Raw genomic sequence first — 21,671 nt, 5'->3', positions numbered from 1 at the left:
CTCCCCGTCAAGAATGTCGTCGATCAGGCCGCCTGCGTCGCTGGCCGCGAGGACTCGCCGGCGGCCGCCTCGACCAGCCGTTTCTCCAATGACTTGACCCGCGCGCTCGAGTCGATCTTGTCGCCGGTCAGGTCGGTCACGTAGAAGGTATCGACCGCGCGCTCGCCATAGGTCGCGACATGCGCCGAATGGATCGTCACCTTCGACTGGAACAGCGCGTGCGCCAGCTGGTGGAGCAGGGCGGGGCGGTCGCGCGCGTTGACCTCGATCACGGTGAAGCGGTTCGAGGCGTGGTTGTCGATGAATGCCGCCGGGCTGATCGCGAAGGCATCGGCGCGCAGCCGGGGGAGCGGTTTCGCCTGGAGCCGGTCGGTCAGCTTGGTGCGGTTGGCCAGCGCGTCCTCGATCGCGCGCTTGAGCCGGGCGAGCTGGCCGGCATCGTCGAACGGGCGACCGAGCGGGTCCTGCACCAGGAAATTGTCGAGCGCCATGCCGTCGCGCGTGGTGTGGATGCGCGCGTCGATGATGTTGCCGCCGGCCATGCTGATCGCGCCGGCGATGCGGTAGAACAAACCGGCATGGTCGGCGGCGTAGATCGTGACCAACGTCGCGCCGCGATCCCGGTCCACCGCGGTCGCGATCGACAGCGGCGCGTCGCCGGCGGCGGCGACCAGCTTCAGGTTGGCGACCAGCGCGTCGTCGGGCTCCGCCACCCAATAGGATTCGGGCAGGCGCCGCGTGATCTTCGCGAACGCCTTGTCGTCCCAGCCGAGCGTCGCGGCGACGACCTTCTGCTTGGCGGCGACGCGCTCGCTGCGCCCCTTCTGCTTGTGCCCGAGGCGCAGCACTTCCTCCGCGCCCTCGAACAGGTCGGTGAGGAGCTGGCGCTTCCACCCGTTCCACACCCCCGGCCCGACCGCGCGGATGTCGACCACGGTAAGCGCGAGCAGCAGGCGAAGCCGCTCGACGCTCTGCACCCGCTCGCAGAAATCGAGGATCGTCTTGAAATCCGACAAATCGCGCTTGAACGCGGTCGCCGACATCAGGAGGTGCCAGCGCACCAGCCACGCCACCGTCTCGGTCTCGGCCGGGGTCAGCCCAAAGCGCGGGCACAGCCGCTCCGCCACTTCCGCGCCCAGCACCGAATGGTCGCCGCCGCGCCCCTTGGCGATGTCGTGGAGCAGCACCGCGACGTACAGCACGCGGCGCGACGCGATCTGCTTCATGATGACGTGGGTGAGCGGGTGGTCGTCCTTCAGCTCGCCATTCTCGATCCGGCTGAGCAGGCCGATCGCGTGGATCGTGTGCTCGTCCACCGTGAAATGGTGGTACATGTCGAACTGCATCTGCGCGACGACGCGGCCGAAATCGGGCACGAAGCGGCCGAACACCCCGGCCTCGTTCATCCAGCGCAACGTGATTTCGGGCTGGTGCCGGCTGGTCAGCACCTCGAGGAATAGCGCGTTGGCAGTCGGATCGCGGCGGATGTCGTCGACCAGCTTCGCATCGCGCGCCGCCGCCCGCATCGCCAGCGGATGGATCTCCAGCCCGTGGCGGTCGGCGAGCACGAACATCTCGATCAGTCGCGTCGGCTGCTCCGCCAGGAAATCGTCGCGCGGCAGCGCCAGCCGCCCGCGATCGAGCACGAAGCCATGCAGCTTTGACGGACGCCGCCGCCGCGGCAGGCCGAACCGCCACCCGCGCGCGGCGAACTTGTCGTCGAGGTGCGCGAGGAACACCCCGGTCAGGTCGCCGACCGCCTTCGCCTGCAGGAAGTAATATTGCATGAACCGCTCGACCCGCGACTTGCCGGGCCGGTCGGCGAAGCGCATCCGCTCGGCGATCTCGCGCTGCATGTCGAAGGTCAGCCGGTCCTCCGCCCGCCGCGCGATCGCGTGGAGGTGACAGCGGACCGCCCACAGGAAATTGTCGGCGCGGTGGAACTGCGCATATTCGGCCTCGGTCAGCAGCCCGGCGTCGACGAGCTGGGTCGCGCGCTCGACATGATAGACATACTTGCCGATCCAGAACAGCGCGTGGAGGTCGCGCAGGCCGCCCTTGCCCTCCTTGATATTAGGTTCGACGACGTAGCGCGTGTCGCCCATCCGCTTGTGGCGCTGATCGCGCTCGGCGAGCTTCTGGTCGATGAACACGCGCGCGGAATCGGACTGGACCTCCGCCTTGAAGCGCCGCGCCGATTCTTCGTACAGCGCCTCGTCGCCCCAGACGTAGCGCGATTCGAGCAGCGCGGTGCGCACCGTCACGTCGCCCTTGGCCTGGCGGATCATCTCGTCCAGGCTGCGCGTCGATTGCCCGACCTTCAGCCCCAGGTCCCACAGCGCGTACAGCATCGTCTCGACGACCTGCTCGTGCCACGGCGTTTCCTTCCAAGGCGTCAGGAAGGCGATGTCGACGTCGGAATAGGGCGCCATCTCGCCGCGCCCATAGCCGCCGACCGCGATTAGCGTCAGCCGCTCGGCGGCGGTCGGGTTGCTCAGCGGGTAGAGCCGGTGCGTGGTGAAATCGTAGAGCAGGCGCAGGATCTGGTCGATCAGGAACGCCTGGCTGTTGGCGATCTCCAGCCCGCGCGAGGGATAGGCGATCAGGCGCCGCTCGATCTCCGCACGCCCGGCGTCGAGCGCCGCCTTCAGCTCCGCCGTCGCCAGCTTGCGCAGCCGCGCCCGGTCGCTGTCTGCCAGCGCGGCCAGCGTCTCGGCGACCGCCCGCCGGTCGATGATCGCCCGGCGATTGGGCAGGGTGGAAAAGCGCGACGGCATGGTTGGAGTGATAGGGGAGCGGGAGGGCGGCGTCACGTCTTGCGTAGGCCCACACTCACACCACAATCGTCATGCCCGCGAAAGCGGGGATCCAGCTCTCGTCATATCGACAAACGCACCCGTAATGGTCGGGGATAAAGCAGGAGATGGGTCCCCACTTTCGCGGGGATGACGGGAGGCGAGGGGCGTCACCCCTCCCGCGCCAGCCCCTTGAGCCGGTACAGTACTTCCAGCGCGCTGCGCGGGGTCAAAGCGTCGACGTCGAGCGCTTCCACTTCGGCGCGGATCGCGTCGCATTGCTCTTCCTGCGCCTCGGCCGCAGCCGCAAACAGAGGGAGGTCGTCCAGTCCCGCGGCGAGGCCACCGGTCTTCGCGCGGCCCGCTTCCAGCTTCGCGAGCACCGCCTTCGCCCGCGCGATCGTCGCGGGAGGCAAGCCGGCGAGCCGCGCCACCGCCAGCCCGTACGACCGATCCGCCGGCCCCTCCGCCACTTCGTGGAGCAGCACCAGCTCGCCCTTCCACTCGCGTGCGCGGACATGGTGCAGGCTCAGCGCATCGCAACGCTCCGCCAGCCGGGTCAACTCGTGATAATGCGTCGCGAACAGGCAGCGGCAGCGATTGTCCTCGTGGATCGCCTCGACCACCGCCCAGGCGATGGCGAGGCCGTCATAGGTCGAGGTGCCGCGCCCGACCTCGTCCAGGATGACGAACGAGCGCGGCGTCGCCTGGGCCAGGATGGCGGCGGTCTCGACCATCTCGACCATGAAGGTCGAACGGCCGCGCGCGAGATTGTCCGACGCGCCGACCCGGCTGAACAGGCGATCGACGAGGCCGAGCCGGGCGCGAGCCGCGGGCACGTAGCTGCCGGCCTGCGCCAGCACCGCGATCAGCGCGTTCTGGCGCAGGAAGGTCGACTTGCCGCCCATATTGGGGCCGGTCACGAGCCACAGCCGGTTGGTCTCGCTCAACCCGCAATCGTTGGCGACGAAGCGCTCGCCGCTCTTGCCGACCGCCGCCTCGACGACGGGGTGGCGTCCACTTTCGACTTCGAAACAGGCGTGATCGACCAGCGCGGGGCGAGTCCAGCCGTCTTCCGCCGCGCGTTCGGCCAGGGCGGCGCCAACATCCAGCCGCGCGAGCGCGTCGGCCGTCGCGGCGATCGCCTCCCGCCCCGCCAGAGCGGTCGCGGTCAGTTCTTCCAGATGCGCGGCCTCGGCGGCGAGCGCGTGACTGCCCGCCTGGGTAACTTTCATCGCCAGCTCGTGCAGCTCGGGCGCGTTGAAGCGGACCACGCCGGCCAGCGTCTGGCGATGGGTGAAGCCGCTGTGGGCCGCCATCAGCGCGTCGGCGGCGCGCGCCGGCACCTCGACATGATAGCCGAGCACGCCGTTGTGGCGGATCTTCAGTGCCGCCGCACCGGTGCGGGCGCGATACTCGGCTTCCAGCGCGGCGATCGCGCGCCGCCCGCCGGCGCCGGTGTCGCGCAACTCGTCGAGCGCGGCGTCATAGCCTTCCGCGATGTATCCGCCGTCCGACGCGTCGATCGGCGGCATCGGCACCAGCGCGCGCTTGAGCAGGTCGATGAGCGTGCCGTGCCCTTGCAGGCGCGGCGCGATATCGGCGAGGAGCGCGGGTACGTCGCCCAGCGTGTCGATCCGTTCGCCGAGCTGCCACGCCCCGTCGAGCCCGTCGCGCAACTGGCCGAGGTCGCGCGGGCTCCCGCGTCCCGCCGCGAGCCGCCCGAGCGCGCGGCCGATATCGGGCAGGCTGCGCAGCGTGGCGCGCAGGCTCTCGCGCAACGCCCCGTCGTCGTGGAAGCGCTGGACGAGGTCGAGCCGCGCCTCGATCGCCGCCTTGTCCATCAGCGGCGCGCCGATGTCCGCCGCGAGCAGCCGCGCGCCGGCCCCGGTCACCGTGCGGTCGACCGCGTCGAGCAGGCTGCCCTTGCGCTGGCCGTTCTGGGTCTGGGTCAGTTCCAGGCTCTCGCGTGTCGCCGCATCGATCGCCATCGCCTGCGCGGCACTCGCGATGCGCGGCGGGCGCAGGAAGGGGAGCGCGCCTTTCGCGATATGCTCCAGATAGGCGACCAGCCCGCCCGCCGCCGCCAGCCCGGCGCGCGACATCTGCCCGAAACCGTCCAGCGTCGCGACGCCGTACAGCCGCTTCAATCGCGCCTCGCCGCTCGCGCTGTCGAACTCGTTACGGGGGCGGAACGATGTCGCCGGCCAGTCGCTGCCTTCCGCTGCCACCACCTCGGCCGCGCTCAGCCGGGCGAGCTCCGCCGGCACCTGTTCCGCGGCAACTTCGACAACTTCGAACCGACCGGTCGAGACGTCGGCGGCGGCGATCGCGACGCCGCCGGCCGCCTCGCCGATCGCCACGCACCAATTGGCGACGCGCGCGTCGAGCAGTGCTTCCTCGGTCAGCGTTCCCGCCGTCACCACGCGGACGATCGCGCGGGCGACCAGCGCCTTCGACCCGCCGCGCTTCTTCGCCTCGGCCGGGCTCTCGGTCTGGTCGGCGATCGCGACGCGATGCCCCGCCTTGATGAGCCGCTGGAGGTAGCCGACCGCGGCATGCGCCGGCACCCCGCACATCGGGATGCGCTCGCCCTTATGCTCGCCGCGCGCGGTCAAGGCGATGTCGAGCACGGCGCTCGCCACCTTCGCATCCTCGAAGAACAGTTCGAAGAAGTCGCCCATCCGGTAGAACAGCAGGCAGTCGCCGGCCTCGGCCTTGAGCGCCAGGTATTGCGCCATCATCGGGGTGGGGGCGGCGTCGGCCATGACGGTCGGTTAGCGAACCCCGTACCGCCGTCCAACCCCGTTCGCCCCGGGCCGGTCGTCGCGCGGTCTTTTTCTGTGGACGGCCAAAAATGAGGACCCAAAAATGAGGACAGGGCTTCGACAAGGTCGGCTCGAACGGTCTAAGGGGGCATGAGGGAGAAACCGACCGCATGTCCGACGAAGCCGAAATCGAAACCTCCGCGCAATTCTCCGACCGCGAGGCGTTGCTGTTCCATTCGGAGGGGCGCCCGGGAAAGATCGAGATCGTCGCGTCGAAGCCGATGGCGACTCAGCGCGACCTGGCGCTCGCTTATTCGCCCGGCGTCGCGGTGCCGGTGGAGGCGATCGCGGCCGATCCGGCGACGGCGTACGACTATACGACCAAGGGCAATCTGGTCGCGGTGATCTCGAATGGGACCGCGATCCTCGGCCTCGGCAATCTCGGCGCCCTCGCGTCGAAGCCGGTGATGGAAGGCAAGGCGGTGCTGTTCAAGCGCTTCGCCGACGTCGATTCGATCGACATCGAGCTGAAGACCGAGGATGTCGACCGCTTCATCGACGCGGTCGAACTGATGGAGCCGAGCTTCGGCGGCATCAACCTCGAGGACATCAAGGCGCCCGAATGCTTCATCATCGAGCAGACGCTGCGCGAGCGGATGAACATCCCGGTCTTCCATGACGACCAGCACGGCACCGCGATCATCACTGCGGCGGGGCTCATCAACGCGTGCCTGCTGACCGGGCGCCGGCTCGACGAGGTCAAGGTCGCGGTCAACGGCGCGGGCGCGGCGGCGATCGCCTGCACCGAACTCATCAAGGCGATGGGCGTGCGGCACGAGAACGTGCTGATGTGCGACCGCTCCGGCGTCATCTACCAGGGCCGCGAGAAGGTGAACCAGTGGCAGTCGGCGCACGCCGTCGCGACCGAGAGGCGTACGCTCAAGGAGGCGCTGCACGGCGCCGACGTGTTCCTCGGCCTGTCCGCCGCCGGGGCCGTCACGCCGGAGATGGTCAAGGACATGGCGAAGGCGCCGATCATCTTCGCGATGGCCAATCCGGAGCCGGAGATCCGCCCCGAACTGGCCAAGGCGGCGCGCCCCGACGCGATCATCGCGACCGGCCGGTCGGACTATCCGAACCAGGTCAACAACGTGCTCGGCTTCCCGTTCATCTTCCGCGGTGCGCTCGACGTGCGCGCGACCGGCATCAACGAGGAAATGAAGATCGCCGCCGCCAACGCGATCGCCGAACTGGCGCGCGAGCAGGTGCCGGAGGAGGTCGCCGTCGCGTACGGCGTGCGGCACACGTTCGGGTCCGACTACATCATCCCGGCGCCGTTCGATCCCCGCCTGATGGAGCGCGTGCCCGCCGCCGTCGCCAAGGCGGCGATGGATTCGGGGGTCGCGACCAAGCCGATCCTCGACATGACCGCCTATCGTCAGGCGCTGCGGGCGCGGCTCAACCCGACCACCTCGGTCCTGACGCTCGCCTATGAAGGCGCGCGCGCGCAGCCCAAGCGCGTCCTGTTCGCGGAAGGCGAGGAGGAGGTCGTGCTGCGCGCCGCGGTCGCGTTCCGCGAGGGCGGGTACGGCACGCCGGTGCTGGTCGGGCGCGACGACGTCCACGATCGCCTCCGCGCGCTCGGCGTCAAGGACGTCGAAAGCTACGAGGTGCACAACAGCCGCAACTCGCCGCTGGTGCCGCGAATGGTCGATTTCCTCTACCAGCGGCTGCAACGCCGCGGCTTCCTGCGCCGCGATTGCGAGCGGATGATAAACCAGGACCGCAACACCTTCGGCGGCGTGCTGCTCCAGCTCGGCGAGGCCGATGCGATGATTACCGGCATCACCCGGACCTGGGCGCATTCGATGCGCGAGGTGAAGCGCGTGATCGATCCCGAGCCCGGCCGCACGCCGTTCGGCATCCACGTCATGGTCGGGCAGAGCCATACCGTCTTCATCGCCGACACCACCGTCAACGAGCGTCCCACCGCCGAGGAGCTCGCCGACATCGCCGAGCAGACCGCGACGGTCGCGCGGCGGATGGGGCATGAGCCGCGCGTCGCGTTCCTCAGCTATTCGACGTTCGGCAATCCCGAGGGGCGCTGGCTGGAGAATCTGCGCGCCGCGGTCGGCGTGCTCGACCGGCGCGGGGTCGGGTTCGAATATGAGGGGGAGATGGCGCCCGACGTCGCGCTCAACCCGAAGCAGCTGGCGAACTATCCCTTCGCGCGGCTGTCGGGGCCAGCCAACGTGCTCATCATGCCGGGGCTGCAATCGGCCAACATCTCGGCCAAGCTGCTCCGCGAGCTCGGCGGCGACGCGGTGATCGGCCCGATGCTGGTGGGGATGGAGAAGCCGGTCCAGATCGCGCCGATGACCAGCACCGCGAGCGAACTCGTGACGCTGGCGGTGCTCGCGGCCGGCGGCATCGCGCGATAGGCGAGGGCGGGGACGCTCCTTTCCGTCATTGCTTCGCTACGCTCGCAATGACGGTTGCTGTCCGACCTCTGGCGAAACCCGTCAGCCGCCATACATCTGGCGCATGATAGGCGGCGGACATGGCTGACGGTTTCGGCGGATCGGTGCCGCTCTATTCGCTGATCGCGATCGTCGTGGTCGTGCTGCTGCTCGCGCGGCGGTTTCGGATCATCGGGCGGTTGCTGTCGCTGGCGACGTTGGTGTGCGGATTCGCGCTGGTCGTGATGCTGGCGGGCGAGCGCGGGCGGTTCGACCCGATGTTCGCGCGCTTCACCAAGTTCCTCCACTTCGACCAGGGCCAGGAAGTGGTCGGTCGCGAGATGCGCGTGCCGATGGCGGACGACGGTCATTTCTGGGTGACGGTGAACCTCGACGGGGTCGAGCGGCGGATGCTGGTCGACAGCGGCGCGACCGTCACCGCGCTGTCGAGCACCACCGCCGCCGCCGCATCGGTCGAGCCGTCGAGCAGCCCGGTGCCGATGATTATCCAGACCGCCAACGGCTCCGTTCGCGCCGAGACCGCGACGGTGCCCGAACTACGTATCGGCAACATCGTCGCGCGCGACCTGCCGATCGTCACCTCGCCGGCGTTCGGCGACATGGACGTGCTCGGCATGAACTTCCTGTCGCGCCTCAAGAGCTGGCGCGTCGAAGGCCGGACGCTGATCCTCACTCCGAACCATCCGCAGGGCAAATAACCCTCTCCCTCCGGGAGAGGGTGGCGAGCGTAGCGAAGCCGGGTGAGGGATAAGTCGAAAGCGTCGGCGAGGATCAAGTCGCGACTAACCGGCCGTTTCGACCTAGCCCTCACCCTGTCGCCGCTTCGCGGCTCCTTCCCTCTCCCGGCGGGAGAGGGATTTTTTAGGCGTCGATCGATGTGCCCAGCGCCGCATTCACCAGCCCGCCGTCGACCACCAGCGTGTCGCCCACGACATAGTCGCTCGCGCGGCTGGCGAGGAAGATCGCGGCGCCGGCCATGTCCTCCGTGGTGCCGACGCGGCGCATCGGGATGCCCTTCGCCACTTCGTCGCCATGGTCGCGCGCGGCGCGGTTCATCTCGCTGGCGAAGGCGCCGGGGGCGAGGCTGGTGACGATGATGCCGTCCTGAACCAGCCGCGCCGCCATCCGCTTCGTCAGGTAGATCAGCGCCGATTTCGACGCATGATAGCTGTACGTCTCCCACGGATTGAGCCTGAGGCCGTCGATCGAGGTGATGTTGATGACCTTGGACGGCGCATCGTGGCTGGCGCGCGCTTTCAACAGCCCGTGCAGCGCCTGGGTCAGGAAGAAGGGCGACTTGACGTTCAGGTTCATCACCTTGTCCCAGCCCTGTTCGGGAAACTCCTCGAACGGCACGCCCCACGCGGCGCCGGCATTGTTGACCAGGATGTCGAGGTGATCCTCGTGGCTGGCCAGTTGCGCGGCCAGCGCCTTGCAGCCGTCGACGGTCGACACGTCCTGGGGCAGGGGGATGCAGTTCGGGCCGAGCTCCGCCGCCGTCTCCTCGCACGCCGCCGCTTTGCGCGACGAGATGTACACCTTGGCGCCCTGCGCGATATAGCCTTCCGCGATCATCTTGCCGATCCCGCGCGACCCGCCGGTGATGAGCGCGACCTTGCCGTCGAGGCGGAACAGTTTGCTGGCGTCCATATCCATTCTCCGTCGCCCCGGCGGAGGCCGGGGCCGTTACGTTGTCGGGCGTCGCGCTGGCCTCCAGCGGTCCCGGCCTCCGCCGGGACGACGCAAAAAAACTACCCCCCGCGCTTCAGCGTCTCGCGGGCGATGATGATCTGCTGGATCTGGCTGGTGCCTTCGTAGATGCGGAACAGCCGGACGTCGCGGTACAGCCGCTCGATCCCGTAATCGGCGATGTAGCCGGCCCCGCCGAAGATCTGCACCGCGCGGTCGGCGACGCGGCCGACCATCTCGCTGGCGAAGTATTTCGCGGCGGCGGATTCCATCACGACATCCTTGCCATGCGCTGGAACGTCCGTCCCCCGGACGGCCGCCTGATCCAGCGCATCCTTCGCCGCCGCGGTCTCCAGCACCATCGCGCGCGCGACCAGCGCCTCGGTCTTCGAATCGGCGATCATGCCCTGGATCAACTGATGCTCGGCGATCGGCTTGCCGAACTGCTTGCGCTCGGTCGCGTACGCGACGCAATCGGCGATCAGCCGCTCCGCCACGCCGACGCATACCGCCGAGATGTGCAGCCGCCCGCGATCGAGCACGCGCATCGCGATCTTGAAGCCTTCGCCCTCGGCGCCCAGCCGGTTCTCGACCGGCACCACCACGTCGTCGAAGATCACGTCGGCGACCTTCGCGCCCTTCTGACCCATCTTCTTCTCGGGCTCGCCGATCGACACGCCGGCCAGATCGCGGGGGACGAGGAACGCCGACACGCCGCGCGCGCCTTTCTCGTTGTCGTCGGTGCGCGCCATCACGGTGAACAGGTCGGCCTTGTCGGCATTGGTGATGTAGCGCTTGGTCCCCGACAGGCGATATGCCTGCCCGTCCCATATCGCCTTGGTCTTCACCGACCCGGAATCCGACCCGACATCGGGCTCGGTCAGCGCGAAGCTGGTGACGACGTCGCCGCTCGCGATGCGGGGGAGCCACGCGGCCTTCTGCGCGTCGTTGCCGGCCATCACCAGGCCCTGGCTGCCGATCCCGACATTGGTGCCGAAGGTCGAGCGGAACGCCGGCGTCGTGCGGCCGAGTTCGATCGCGACCTTCGCTTCCTCGAGCATCGTCAGGCCAAGCCCGCCATACTCCTCCGCGATCGACAGGCCGAACAGGCCGAGCTCGCGCATTTCGCGTACCACATCGTCGGGAATCGCGTCCGCCGCCTCGACCTCGCCTTCCAGCGGGCGCAGCCGTTCCGCCACGAATCGCCGCACCGTGTCGATCAGCGCATCGAAGGTTTCCGTGTCGAGCGCCATCCAAGCCCCTCCATCGTCTCGATCCCGCGATGCCCCAAACCGACCGCGCTCGCAAACCCGAAATTCGAAAAGTCCGATTGACCGGTTTCGGGCCGCGCTTATGCTGCTCGTGATAAGACGGGAGAGGTTATGCGGTTTCAGGGCAAGCGCGCGGTCGTGACGGGCGGCGCGTCGGGTATCGGCCGCGCGACCGCGCTACGGCTGGCCGAGGAAGGCGCGGAGGTGTGGATCGGCGACCTCGACGTGGCCGGCGGGCAGGATCTCGCCGACACGTCAAACGGCCGCATCCGCTTCCAGCGCACCGACGTCACGCAGACCGCCGAGATCGAGGCGCTGATGCATGCGGCCGACGCGGCCGGCGGCCTCGATGTCGTGTTCAACAATGCCGGCGCGGCGGGATCGCGCGATGCGATCGAAGTCATCTCGCCGGAGGATTGGGACCGCACGATGGCGCTGTTGCTGCGGTCGGTTGCGATGGGGATGCGCTATGCGGCGCCGTTGCTGGCGAAGCGCGGCGGCGGGGCGATCGTCAACACGTCGAGCGTGTCGGCGCTGGGCAGCGGCTATGCCCCGACCGCCTATTCGACCGCGAAGGCCGGCGTGCTCCACCTGACCAAGCTCGCCGCCGCCGACCTCGCGCGGCACAACATCCGGGTGAACGCGGTGGTGCCGGGGTTCATCACCACCAACATCTTCACCTCGGCGCTGGGGCTGGAGGGACAGGCGCGCGACCAGGCCAACGGCATGATCGCCGGCGTCGCCGCCAAGGCGCAGCCGGTCCAGCGCGCCGGCCGGCCCGAGGACATCGCCGCCGCCGTCGCCTACCTCGCCAGCGACGATGCCGCGTTCGTGACCGGCACGCACATCCTGGTCGACGGCGGCATGCTGATCGGCACCCGCGCGAGCTGGGACGACAGCCAGCCCGGCCTGTTCGACGCGTTGCAGGGAGCGGCGGCGTGAGCGACGGCGCGGTTCCGACGCGGCGGCGGCTGCGGGCTGGCGTTACTTTATCCTACGGCTTCGGGTCGGTCGCCTATGGCGCGAAGGATGCGGCGTTCGGCACGTTCCTGCTGATCTATTACAACCAGGTGCTCGGGCTGAATTCGTTCAAGGTCGGGCTGGTCATCATGGCGGCGCTGGTGTTCGACGCGTTCGTCGATCCGATGGTCGGCATCCTGTCCGACCGGACGCGCAGCCGCTGGGGGCGGCGGCATCCGTGGATGTACGCGTCGGCATTGCCGATCGCGATCGGCTGGTTGGCATTGTGGAACCCGCCGTCGGGCAGCGAGGCGATGCGGCTCGGCTGGCTGTTCGGGGCCGCGGTGATCGTGCGCAGCGCCGTCAGTTGTTTCGAAGTGCCGAGCCAGGCGCTGACTCCCGAACTCACCACCGATTATGACGAGCGCACCCGCGTCACCGCCTATCGCTATCTGTTCGGCTGGGCCGGGGGCCTGAGCATCGTGCTGCTGGCGTACGGCGTGCTGCTGTTGCCGTCCGCGAAATATCCGATCGGGCTGTTCAATCTGGACGGCTATCACGCCCTGGCGGTGTGGTCGGCGATCCTGATGGTGGTGGCGATCCTGGTGTCGGCGCTGGGCACCCATGGCGAGATCCAGCGCTTGCCCAAGGTCGAGACGGAGCGGCAATCGTTCGGCGCGGTGCTGCGCGAGCTCTGGCAGACGATTCACAATCGGGCGTTCCTGATCCTGATCCTTGCCGGGGTCTGTGCTTATACCAATCAGGGCATCGGCTACGCCCTCGCCAACTATTTCTATGCCTATGCATGGCAGCTGGGGCCCGGCGCGTTGCAGCTTCTGCCGCTCACGCTGTTCGTGGGCGCGGCGGCGGCGTTCGTGATCGCGCCGCGGATCGGGCGGACCACCAGCAAGCCGCGCGCGGCCTGTGTCTTCGTCATCCTGGGCGCCAGCTTTTACGTCTTCACGTACGTGCTGCTGCTTGTGGGCGTCCTGCCGCCGCCCGGCTGGGCACGCGTGGCGCTGCTTTATCCGCTGTTCGCGATCACGACCGCTTTCAACGTGTCGTCGTTCATCCTTGGCGCGTCGATGATGGCCGACGTCGTCGAGGAGTCGCAGTCGCGTACCGGGCGCCGCAACGAAGGCGTGTTCTTCGCCGGGTCGTTCTTCGTGCAGAAATGCACGTCGGGGCTGGGGATCGCGGTCGCCGGCGGCATCCTGGCACTCGCCGGGTTGCAGGACAAGATCGACCCGACCACCGCATCGCCGGCCAAGGTCGATCACCTCGTCCTGTATTTCGTCCTCATCTACGGCACGCTGGCGATGATCGCGGCGTTCCTGTTCACGCGGTTTCCTTTCGGTCGGGCCGAGCATGAGGCGCGGTTGGCCGGGCTGGCCGCAGCGGAACGAGAAGGCGCGCCGCACATCGCCGCCCCCTGATTCGCTGATGCAGCAATCGTGCTGCGCCCGCGAAATAGGTCAGCGAATCGAACCCATCGGGGCGTTCACCGGCGACGAAACACCGTTCGTCGTGAAAGGTTCCATTCGTCCCAGCGATAGGGTTTTCACTGCGAATTTCGTCGCCTAACCCACCATCACTAGTTCAAGACGACCTTCGGGGGGTCCATGAAATTCGGTGTTGTTGCAGCGCGATTTGCGCTGGTGGTGGCGTGTGCCTTTTCGACGGTGGTTCCGGCCCAGGCCCGGTTCTGGCAGTGCGCGCCCTATGCCCGCGAGATTTCGGGCATCCAGATCTTCGGCAACGCCAACACGTGGTGGAGCCAGGCGGCCGGCAAGTATGATCGCGGCCAGACCCCGGAAGTCGGCGCGGTGCTGTCGTTCCGCTCGACCGGCCACATGCGCCTCGGTCATGTCGCGACCGTCACCGCCGTCGTCAGCGACCGCGAGGTCGTGCTGAACCATGCCAACTGGTCGCGTCGTGGCGGCATCGAGATGGCGGCGCACGCGATCGACGTGTCGGCGGCGGGCGACTGGAGCATGGTCAAGGTGACGTACGGCCAGGGCCTAGGCACCACCGCCTACCCGACCAACGGCTTCATCTATGCGGGCGGCAAGTCGCACGACGCGTTCCGCCACGCGACTCCCGACACCGACGAGGACGACACGTCCCGCGCGACGGTGCAGATCGCCAGCCTCGACGCCGGCCACGTCGCGCACGCGATCGGCGTCGCCAACTAAGCCCCATAGCCCCATCGTCATTGCGAGCGTAGCGAAGCAATCCAGCGCCCCATGCGCGGCGCTGGATTGCTTCGCTACGCTCGCAATGACGTGCGCTTAGGATTTGCCCGGCGTGAAGGTCATCGCGACCCCGTTCATGCAATAGCGCTTGCCGGTCGGCTTCGGTCCATCGTCGAACACGTGCCCCAGATGCCCGCCGCAGCGGCGGCAATGCACCTCGGTGCGCGACATCCCCAGTGAGCTGTCAGTGCGCATGCGCACGGCATTGGGCAGCGGTTGCCAGAAACTCGGCCAGCCGGTGCCGCTGTCGAACTTGGTCTTCGACGAATAGAGCGGCAGCGCGCAGCCCTTGCACGAAAAGATGCCCGAGCGATGCTCGTTGTTGAGCGGGCTGGAAAAGGGCCGCTCGGTATCCTCGTGCCGCAGCACCTCGTACGCCGCCGGGCCGAGCTTCTGACGCCAGGCGGCATCGCTCATCGTCACTTCGAACTTTTCCGGCGGATAAGCCGGGGCTGCGTTGCAGCCGAACAATATGATGCTGGCGGCACTCGCACCGGTCAGCGTCAGGAATTCGCGTCGATTGGTCATGATCCGTCTCCGTCGTCACCTAGATACGAACGACGGATGCATTTTTCTACGTCGCCCCGGCGGAGGCCGGGGTCGTTGGCCGTATCACGCGGCGGCCCCGGCCTGCGCCGGGGCGACGATCAGTATGTGCTGATCTCGACCGGCAGCTTGCGATAGCCGTGGACGAAGCAGGCGGCGACGCGCTCGGGCTCGCCGACGACATTCACGCGCATCCGCCGCTTCGCCATTTCCTCCAACAGCACGCTGATCTGCAACTCGGCGAGCCGCGCGCCGACGCAGCGGTGGATGCCGTGCCCGAACGCCAGGTGCCGCCGGGCGTTGGCGCGATCGACCACGATCCTGTCGGCATCGTCGCCGAACACGGTCTCGTCGCGATTGGCCGAGAGATACCACAGCGCCAGCTTGTCGCCCGCCTTAATCGACTGGCCGCCGAGCTCGGTGTCCTGCGTCGCGGTCCGGCGCATGTGCGCGAGCGGCGTCTGCCAGCGGATGATCTCTTGCGTAGCGTTCTGGATCAGGCCCGGATCCGCCTCCAGCTTGGCGCGCTCGTCGGGGAACAGGTCGAGGCCATAGGCCGCCGCCGACATCGAATTGCGCGTCGTGTCGTTGCCGCCGACGATCAGCAGGATCAGGTTCCCGATGAATTCGAACTGGTCCATTTCCGACATCGCGTCCGAATGGATCATCATGCTGATGAGGTCGGGGGTCGGTTCCTTGCCGACCTTTGCGTTCCACAATTGCTGGAAATAGGCGCCGCACTCGTACATGTGCTGCAACCGTTGCGCGCGCAGTTCGGGCGTCTTGACCAGCTCGATGTCGCCGGCCCAGTCGGACCAGAAGGTCAGTTTGCGCCGGTCCTCCCACGGGAAATCGAACAGGATCGCCAGCATCTGCGTGGTCAGCTCGATCGACACCATATCGACCCAGTCGAACGTCTTGCCATATTCCAAGCTGTCGAGGATCTCGGCGGTACGGCGGACGATATTCTCCTTCATCCGCACCATCTCGCTGGGGGTGAAGGCGGGGGCGACGGTGCGGCGCTGGCCGGTATGCTTGGGCCGATCCATCGCGATGAACATCGGCATGCGTACGTCGCTGTCGGGCAGGAAGTCGGCGAGGGTGATGCCGCCCGCTTCCGACGAGAAGATGTCGGGCAGCGACTCCGCCTCGAGGATCGGCTTGTAGGTCGAGACCGACCAATAGGGGCCGTAGTCCGAATGCTCGACCTTGTGGACAGGCGCGGTTTCGCGGAGCTGCTTGAACGGCGCCTGCCACGTATCGTCGCGATAGAGTTCGGCGCGGCTGACGTCGAGTGGATCGACCGGGCCGTCGTAGCGCATCACCGGACCGTTCGCGATGTCCTCGATCGTCGCTTGCTGAGTCGCCATGCCCACCTCTCCTTTCGGGGAAGGGAAACCGTTATTGACAGCTATGTCAATAGAGCCGCGCTACGCCGTGCGCTTGCGGCGCCGGGGGCCAGCACCCGATTTGAGCACGCCCCGCCGGAACCAGCGCGCGCCCAGCGTGATGACGACCGACACCCAGAGCAATTGCCACATGATCGCCAGCGCGTGCGGCCACAGTGTCGGCTCGTTCGCGGCGCGCGCGGCCATCGCCATCGGGGAGCTGAACGGGAAGATCTCGGCGACCCATGCCAGCGTGCCGTCGGGGTTGGCGGCGGCGGCGGTCGCCATGCCGACCATCGCCATCTGCAGGATCGTCATCGGCAGCGACATCATCTGCAACTCGCGCTGGGTCGAGGCTTGCGCGCCGAGGATCAGATAGGCCGCGCCGATCAGCAGATAGGACATGACGAAATAGATCAGGAACAGCAGCGCGAACGTCGGCTTGCCGACCGCCGGCGCGACGGTCGCCAGGCCGGCGGCGAGGTTGGCGGGCAGGATGCTGGTCACTTGCGACACGACGGTCGCCCAGAAGCCGACGAACACCAATGCCACGCCGAACATCCCGAGCAGCTTGCCGACGAACACCGATTCGAGCGGGACGGCGGCGGCGAGCACTTCGATCACCTTGTTGTTGCGCTCCTCCGCCATCGTTCCGATCGTCAGGCCGGCGAGGAACAGAGTCAGCATGAAGATCGCGACGACCGCGAACAACGCTGCCTGGTTATGCCCGGTTTCGGTCACTTGGGTCTGCCGGACGCGTTCCTTGACCGGTGCGCTGAGCGGCGCGTCGGAGCCGAGCCTGGCCGCACGCAGCATCTGGTCGGCGAGTGCCGCGAGGTAATTCGCCTCGCTCTCGGCGCGGTTGCCGTAGAGGATGTGCGGCCGGTCGAGCGGACCGTACAGCACGGCGTCGATATCGCCCGAGCGGCTGCGGATCAGCGCGTGGGCGTCGGCGGCCGGGTCGGCGGAGGGCGTCCGGAACTCGATCGGCGGCGGCGCGTCGCCGTGATCGAAGATCGGGCGGAACTGCGCGTCGATCGCCATGATCGCGGCGCGATGCTCGGGCGCGGTGATGACGACCAGCCGGCTCCGCGCGATCGCGGTCTGCGCCATGGTCGATGCGCCGAGGCCGCCTGCCGCACCGAACGCGATCGTTAGCAGCGGCGACAGCAGGAAGATGAGGAAGGTCGGGGTGAACACCGTCGCGATGAAGTCGCGGCGGGCGACCGTCAGCGCCTGGCGCGTGTGACGGCGGAAGTTGCCGGCGGCCATCACGCAGTCTCCGCCAGCTGGCGCGCTTCGTGTTCGGCGAGGGCCTTTTCGCCGACGATCTTGACGAAGGCGTCGTGCAGGCCCGGCCGCTCGATCGACAGGCCGGTCACGCCATAGCCCGATTGCGTGATCCGGCGCAGCATGGCCTCGATCCCGTCGTCGGGGACCGGGAAGATCCATTCACGGCCGGTGTGGCGCGCGTCGGCGGGGAGCAAGGCGGCGATCGCGGGATCGTCGCGCTCCGGCGTGTAATGCGCCTGCATCGGCAATTGCCCGCGCGCGTCGGCGACGGTGCCCTCGAACCGCCGCTTGCCCCCGGCGATGATCGCCAGCCGGTCGCACAGCCGTTCGGCATGCGCCATCACGTGCGTCGAGAACAGAACGGTCGCCCCGCGCGCCTGTTCGGCACGGATCAGCCGTTCGAGATTCTCCTGGTTGACCGGATCGAGCCCCGAAAACGGCTCGTCGAGTACCAGCAGATCGGGCTGGTGCACCACCGAGCCGAGCAACTGGACGAGCTGCGCCATCCCCTTCGACAATTTGCGGATCTTGGTGTCGACCGCGTGGCCGAGCCCGGCGGTCTCGAGCAGGTCGACCGCGCGCTTGCGCCCCGTGCCCCAGGGCAGGCCGCGGAGCGCGCCCATGAACGCGATCGCCTCGCGCGCCTTCATCGCCGGATAGAGCCCGCGCTCCTCGGGCAGGTAGCCGACGCGGTCGCTCGCGTCGCGCGGATGCGCCTGGCCGAGCAGGGTGCGCCGGCCCTCGTCCGACTCTATGATGCCGAGCAGCATGCGCAGCGTCGTCGTCTTGCCCGCGCCGTTGGGGCCGAGCACGCCGTAGATCGTGCCGCCGGGCACGGCGAGGTCGATCCCGTCCACCACGCGCCGCCCACCGAACAGCTTGACCAGCCCATCGGCGGTGACCGCCAGAGATTGCGACACGTGACCTCCCTCGAACCGAGCAGCCGTGGTAGCGGGGCGGGGTGGATCACGAAAGGCCATTCGAAGCACGGTTGCAGGCCGAGGCGTCAAGGCTCGGTTTCGCGGCGGTCGGCATCGCGCGCGCCGATGCCGCGCCGCTGACCGGCGAACGCCTGCGGCAATGGCTGGACGATGACGCGCATGGCGAGATGATCTGGATGGAGGAGCGCGCGCACCACCGCGCCGCGCCCGCCGGATTGTGGCCCGAGGTGAAGAGCGTGATCGCGCTCGGCATGAGCTATGCGCCCGGCCGCGACCCGCTGGCGCTGGCGGGGCAGGGGATGCGCGGGCGCATCTCCGTCTATGCGCAGGGCGGCGACTATCACGACGTCGTCAAGCGCGCGCTGAAGGCGTTGGCGCGCTGGCTGGTGGCCGAGGCGCCGGGGTCGGACCTCAAGGTGTTCGTCGACACCGCGCCGGTGATGGAGAAGCCGCTGGCCGAGGCGGCGGGGCTGGGGTGGCAGGGCAAGCATACCAACCTGGTCAGCCGCGACCATGGCAGCTGGCTGTTCCTGGGGGCGATCTACACGACGCTCGACCTGGCGCCGGACCAAGCGGGCCGCGACCGCTGCGGGTCGTGCGATGCCTGCCAGCGCGCGTGCCCGACCGATGCATTCCCCGCACCCTATCGCCTCGATGCGCGCCGCTGCATCTCGTACCTGACGATCGAGCATAAGGGGCCGGTGCCGCTGGAGTTCCGCGCGGCACTCGGCAATCGCCTCTACGGCTGCGACGATTGCCTGGCGGTGTGCCCGTGGAACAAGTTCGCCCGCGCCGCCGCCGCCAACCGCGCGTTCCTGCCGCGTGCGGAGCTTGTCGCGCCACGGCTGGCCGAACTGCTCGCGCTCGACGATGCCGGGTTCCGCCAGGTGTTCGCCGGCTCGCCGATCAAGCGGATCGGGCGCGACCGCATGGTGCGCAACGCTGCTTATGCCGCGGGCAACAGCGGCGACATGGGCCTGATCCCGGCGCTGCAACGACTGACTGGCGATGCCTCGGAGGTGGTGCGCGATGCCGCCGACTGGGCGCTCGACCGGCTACTTGGCGGCGCCGTGGTGCGATAGCGCGGCGACGCAGCTCGCGCGGTCGATCGGGCTGCCGTCGCGCTGGCGCGCGTCGATATGCGTCACCGCCTCGCGCCCGTCCTTGGGGTAGAGATACGCGTCGAGCACGCAGATCGGCCCCTGGAATTGCAGCTTGCGCGCAGTCCCTTCGCGCAGGTCGGCGGCGGGGACGCCGAACGTGCGCGTCAGTTGCGCGGCGTCGAGCCCCATCATCCGGTCGACTCCGCCGCTCGGGACCGGCGCGCGCGTCACCGCCATCGATTCGGCGCTCACCGGCCGCGCCGTCTCGCCGCCGCACCCCGCCAGCATCGCCGCCGTCGCCAGCGTCATCACCGCCCTCATGTCCGCCTCCCGTGAAACATATGCGTCGCCATCGCCGCGCCGAGCACCGGCGCGACCAGATTGACGAACGGCACGCTCAACAATGCCGCGATCATCGTGCCCAGATCCCACCGCGTCCAGCGCGTCGCGCGACGCCACGTGCGCAGATCGGGACCATCGAGATGCCGCGCCGCGACCATCTCGCCCAGATCGGCGCCGAGCAGCCAGCCATTGGCGGCGAAGAACAACAGCGGCGTGCCGATCCCGGTCACCAGCAGCACGACATAGAGCGGCGCGAGCACGATATTGACCAGCAATGCACGCGCCGCCGACCGCACGCCGATCGCCAGCCCGCGCGCCATCCCGACCGGCCGCGCGCTCGCCAGCGCCGCTGGATAATGCCGCCGCTCGACCGCGATCACGATCGCGTCGCCGAACAGCCAGACGACCGCCACAGCGATCGCGCGGAACAGCACCCAGCCGAACAGGATCATCGCGACGAAGCCGCTGATCGCCGCCAGGTTCGCGGCGGTCTCGCCCCAGTTCAGCAGGTCGAGCACCAGCCAGCGCGTCGCGAACCAGCCGCCCGCGCCCAGCCCCAGGAACAGGACGAGGGTCAGCGCCAGCGACTGCGCGAACACCTTGAGGATCGCGGGATCGGCGAGATCGCCCAGCGACAGGAAGAAGGCGCGGATCATCGTTGCGTCGCTGTAGCGGCACGATTACGGCGCGGCCAACCTATTCGGAGACAAAGACTTGACCAGCCCCACCTACGACGTCGTCGCGATCGGCAATGCGATCGTCGACATCCTCTCCCAATCGACCGACGACTTCATCGCCGCCGAGGGCATGACCAAGGGCGGCATGCAGCTGATCTTCGACGCGTCCGCGGCCGACGCGCTCTATGCCAAGATGGGGCCGGGGCGCGAAGTGTCGGGCGGTTCGGCTGCGAACACGATCGCGGGGCTGGCGGCGCTCGGCCAGCCGTGCGGCTTCATCGGCCAGGTCGCCGACGACCAGCTCGGCGCGGTGTTCGCGCACGACGTGAAGGCGCTCGGCGTCCACTTCCCGACGACGCCCGCGACCGGCGGTGAACCGACCGGTCGCTGCCTAATCCTCATCACGCCCGATGGCCAGCGGACGATGAACACGTTCCTGGGCGCGGCGCAGTTTCTGCCCGAGGATGCGGTCGACGAAGCGACGATCGCGGCGGGCGGTATCCTCTATCTCGAAGGCTATCTGTGGAACGCCGACCAGTCGCGCGACGCGATGAAGCGCGCGATCGGCATCGCGCGCGACGCCGGCCGCAAGGTCGCGCTGACCCTGTCCGACGCGTTCGTGGTCGAAGGGCATCGCGACGCTTTCCTCGAACTGCTCGACGCCGGGCAGATCGACATTCTGTTCGCCAATGACGTCGAGGTCCGCTCGATGATGCAGAGCGACGATATCGGCCACGCGGTGACGGCGCTGGCGGCGCGGGTGCCGACGCTCGTCTGCACGCACGGCGCGGCGGGGGCGGAGGCGCACAAGGGCGACGAGCATGCGCGCGTGCCGGCCGAGCCGGTCGATGCGGTGGTCGACACGACGGGCGCGGGCGACCTGTTCGCGGCGGGCTTTCTGGCCGGCCAGGCGCAGGGCCGCGACCTTGCGACGAGCCTGCGGATGGGCGCGATCTGCGCGGCCGAGTGCATCAGCCACATCGGCCCGCGTCCGGTGGCGGACATCAAGGCGCTGGTCGCAGCAAAGCTGGGGTGACGTTCAGTAGCCCCCCCCTGAAGGGGAGGGGTTGGGGTGGGGCAGTTCCGGGCGATACGCTCTGCGAGGCATCCCCCACCCCCTACCCCTCCCCTGAAGGGGAGGGGCTAGAAAGCAAAAAAGCCGG

17 protein-coding genes are annotated in these 21,671 nt (G+C 68.4%); 7 read left to right on the top strand and 10 right to left on the bottom strand.

Translation table 11 applies throughout. The features are described 5' to 3' along the window. Positions 1-23: 23 nt before the first annotated feature. Positions 24-2,777, bottom strand: coding sequence for a [protein-PII] uridylyltransferase (locus J0I47_RS06930; protein WP_294045796.1), 2,754 nt, complete (start codon positions 2,775-2,777; stop codon positions 24-26). 188 nt (positions 2,778-2,965) lie between these two features. Beyond that, a complete protein-coding gene (mutS, locus tag J0I47_RS06925; protein WP_294045918.1) occupies positions 2,966-5,539 on the bottom strand; it encodes a DNA mismatch repair protein MutS in 2,574 nt (857 codons plus the stop codon). A gap of 194 nt (positions 5,540-5,733) precedes the next feature. Between mutS and J0I47_RS06920 the strand changes: the two genes are divergently transcribed. Both J0I47_RS06920 and J0I47_RS06915 read left to right on the top strand, forming a co-directional pair. Continuing rightward, positions 5,734-8,004 carry an NADP-dependent malic enzyme gene (locus J0I47_RS06920; RefSeq protein WP_294045795.1) on the top strand — a complete coding sequence of 757 codons (2,271 nt, stop codon included), beginning with the start codon at positions 5,734-5,736 and terminating at the stop codon, positions 8,002-8,004. Positions 8,005-8,123: 119 nt separating this feature from the next. After that, positions 8,124-8,741: a TIGR02281 family clan AA aspartic protease gene (locus tag J0I47_RS06915; protein ID WP_294045794.1), complete on the top strand. Its 618-nt coding sequence runs from the start codon at positions 8,124-8,126 to the stop codon at positions 8,739-8,741. A gap of 163 nt (positions 8,742-8,904) precedes the next feature. Here the strand turns inward: J0I47_RS06915 and J0I47_RS06910 are convergent, their stop codons facing one another. Continuing rightward, positions 8,905-9,693: an SDR family oxidoreductase gene (locus tag J0I47_RS06910; RefSeq protein WP_294045792.1), complete on the bottom strand. Its 789-nt coding sequence runs from the start codon at positions 9,691-9,693 to the stop codon at positions 8,905-8,907. A 101-nt stretch (positions 9,694-9,794) separates the two neighbouring features. Further along, positions 9,795-10,985 (bottom strand): acyl-CoA dehydrogenase family protein, encoded by a 1,191-nt coding sequence (locus tag J0I47_RS06905; protein WP_294045791.1) that lies wholly within the window; start codon positions 10,983-10,985, stop codon positions 9,795-9,797. A gap of 129 nt (positions 10,986-11,114) precedes the next feature. Here J0I47_RS06905 and J0I47_RS06900 point away from each other — a divergent pair, with 129 nt between their 5' ends. From J0I47_RS06900 to J0I47_RS06890, 3 genes are all read left to right on the top strand, one after another. Further along, complete coding sequence (locus J0I47_RS06900; RefSeq protein ID WP_294045789.1) at positions 11,115-11,945, top strand: SDR family NAD(P)-dependent oxidoreductase; 831 nt, start codon at positions 11,115-11,117, stop codon at positions 11,943-11,945. Continuing rightward, on the top strand, positions 11,942-13,399 hold the full coding sequence (locus J0I47_RS06895) for an MFS transporter (RefSeq protein WP_294045788.1): 1,458 nt from the start codon (positions 11,942-11,944) through the stop codon (positions 13,397-13,399). Before J0I47_RS06900 ends, J0I47_RS06895 begins: the two co-directional genes overlap by 4 nt. A gap of 186 nt (positions 13,400-13,585) precedes the next feature. Further along, positions 13,586-14,158, top strand: coding sequence for a CHAP domain-containing protein (locus J0I47_RS06890; protein WP_294045787.1), 573 nt, complete (start codon positions 13,586-13,588; stop codon positions 14,156-14,158). Positions 14,159-14,254: 96 nt separating this feature from the next. Here J0I47_RS06890 and msrB read toward each other — a convergent pair whose 3' ends face one another. The 4 genes from msrB to J0I47_RS06870 all read right to left on the bottom strand — a co-directional run bounded on the left by msrB (position 14,255) and on the right by J0I47_RS06870 (position 18,365). Then, positions 14,255-14,746 carry a peptide-methionine (R)-S-oxide reductase MsrB gene (msrB, locus tag J0I47_RS06885; protein ID WP_294045786.1) on the bottom strand — a complete coding sequence of 164 codons (492 nt, stop codon included), beginning with the start codon at positions 14,744-14,746 and terminating at the stop codon, positions 14,255-14,257. A 119-nt stretch (positions 14,747-14,865) separates the two neighbouring features. After that, complete coding sequence (locus tag J0I47_RS06880) at positions 14,866-16,086, bottom strand: cytochrome P450 (RefSeq protein WP_294045917.1); 1,221 nt, start codon at positions 16,084-16,086, stop codon at positions 14,866-14,868. A 108-nt stretch (positions 16,087-16,194) separates the two neighbouring features. Further along, the gene (locus J0I47_RS06875; protein WP_294045785.1) at positions 16,195-17,424 is read right to left on the bottom strand and encodes an ABC transporter permease; all 1,230 of its coding nucleotides are present in this window, start codon (positions 17,422-17,424) and stop codon (positions 16,195-16,197) included. Then, entirely contained in the window at positions 17,424-18,365 is a 942-nt protein-coding gene (locus J0I47_RS06870) for an ATP-binding cassette domain-containing protein (RefSeq protein ID WP_294045783.1), read from the bottom strand. Before J0I47_RS06870 ends, J0I47_RS06875 begins: the two co-directional genes overlap by 1 nt. A gap of 41 nt (positions 18,366-18,406) precedes the next feature. On the opposite strand from J0I47_RS06870, the gene queG reads away from it, so the two are divergent. Then, complete coding sequence (gene queG / locus J0I47_RS06865) at positions 18,407-19,468, top strand: tRNA epoxyqueuosine(34) reductase QueG (protein ID WP_294045781.1); 1,062 nt, start codon at positions 18,407-18,409, stop codon at positions 19,466-19,468. Here the strand turns inward: queG and J0I47_RS06860 are convergent. Beyond that, complete coding sequence (locus J0I47_RS06860) at positions 19,442-19,810, bottom strand: hypothetical protein (protein WP_294045780.1); 369 nt, start codon at positions 19,808-19,810, stop codon at positions 19,442-19,444. The two genes, queG and J0I47_RS06860, sit on opposite strands and share 27 nt — an antisense overlap. Then, positions 19,807-20,487, bottom strand: coding sequence for an EI24 domain-containing protein (locus tag J0I47_RS06855; protein ID WP_294045778.1), 681 nt, complete (start codon positions 20,485-20,487; stop codon positions 19,807-19,809). The genes J0I47_RS06860 and J0I47_RS06855 overlap by 4 nt, the downstream gene beginning before the upstream one ends. Positions 20,488-20,545: 58 nt before the next feature. On the opposite strand from J0I47_RS06855, the gene J0I47_RS06850 reads away from it, so the two are divergent. Continuing rightward, positions 20,546-21,544 (top strand): adenosine kinase, encoded by a 999-nt coding sequence (locus J0I47_RS06850; RefSeq protein WP_294045776.1) that lies wholly within the window; start codon positions 20,546-20,548, stop codon positions 21,542-21,544. Positions 21,545-21,671: the final 127 nt, after the last annotated feature.

Origin of the sequence: Sphingomonas sp., from assembly GCF_017304635.1 — a bacterium.
Taxonomy (GTDB): Bacteria; Pseudomonadota; Alphaproteobacteria; order Sphingomonadales; family Sphingomonadaceae; genus Sphingomonas.
The sequence above is the reverse complement of the archived record's forward strand: the minus strand, read 5'-3'. Positions and strand labels throughout refer to the sequence as shown.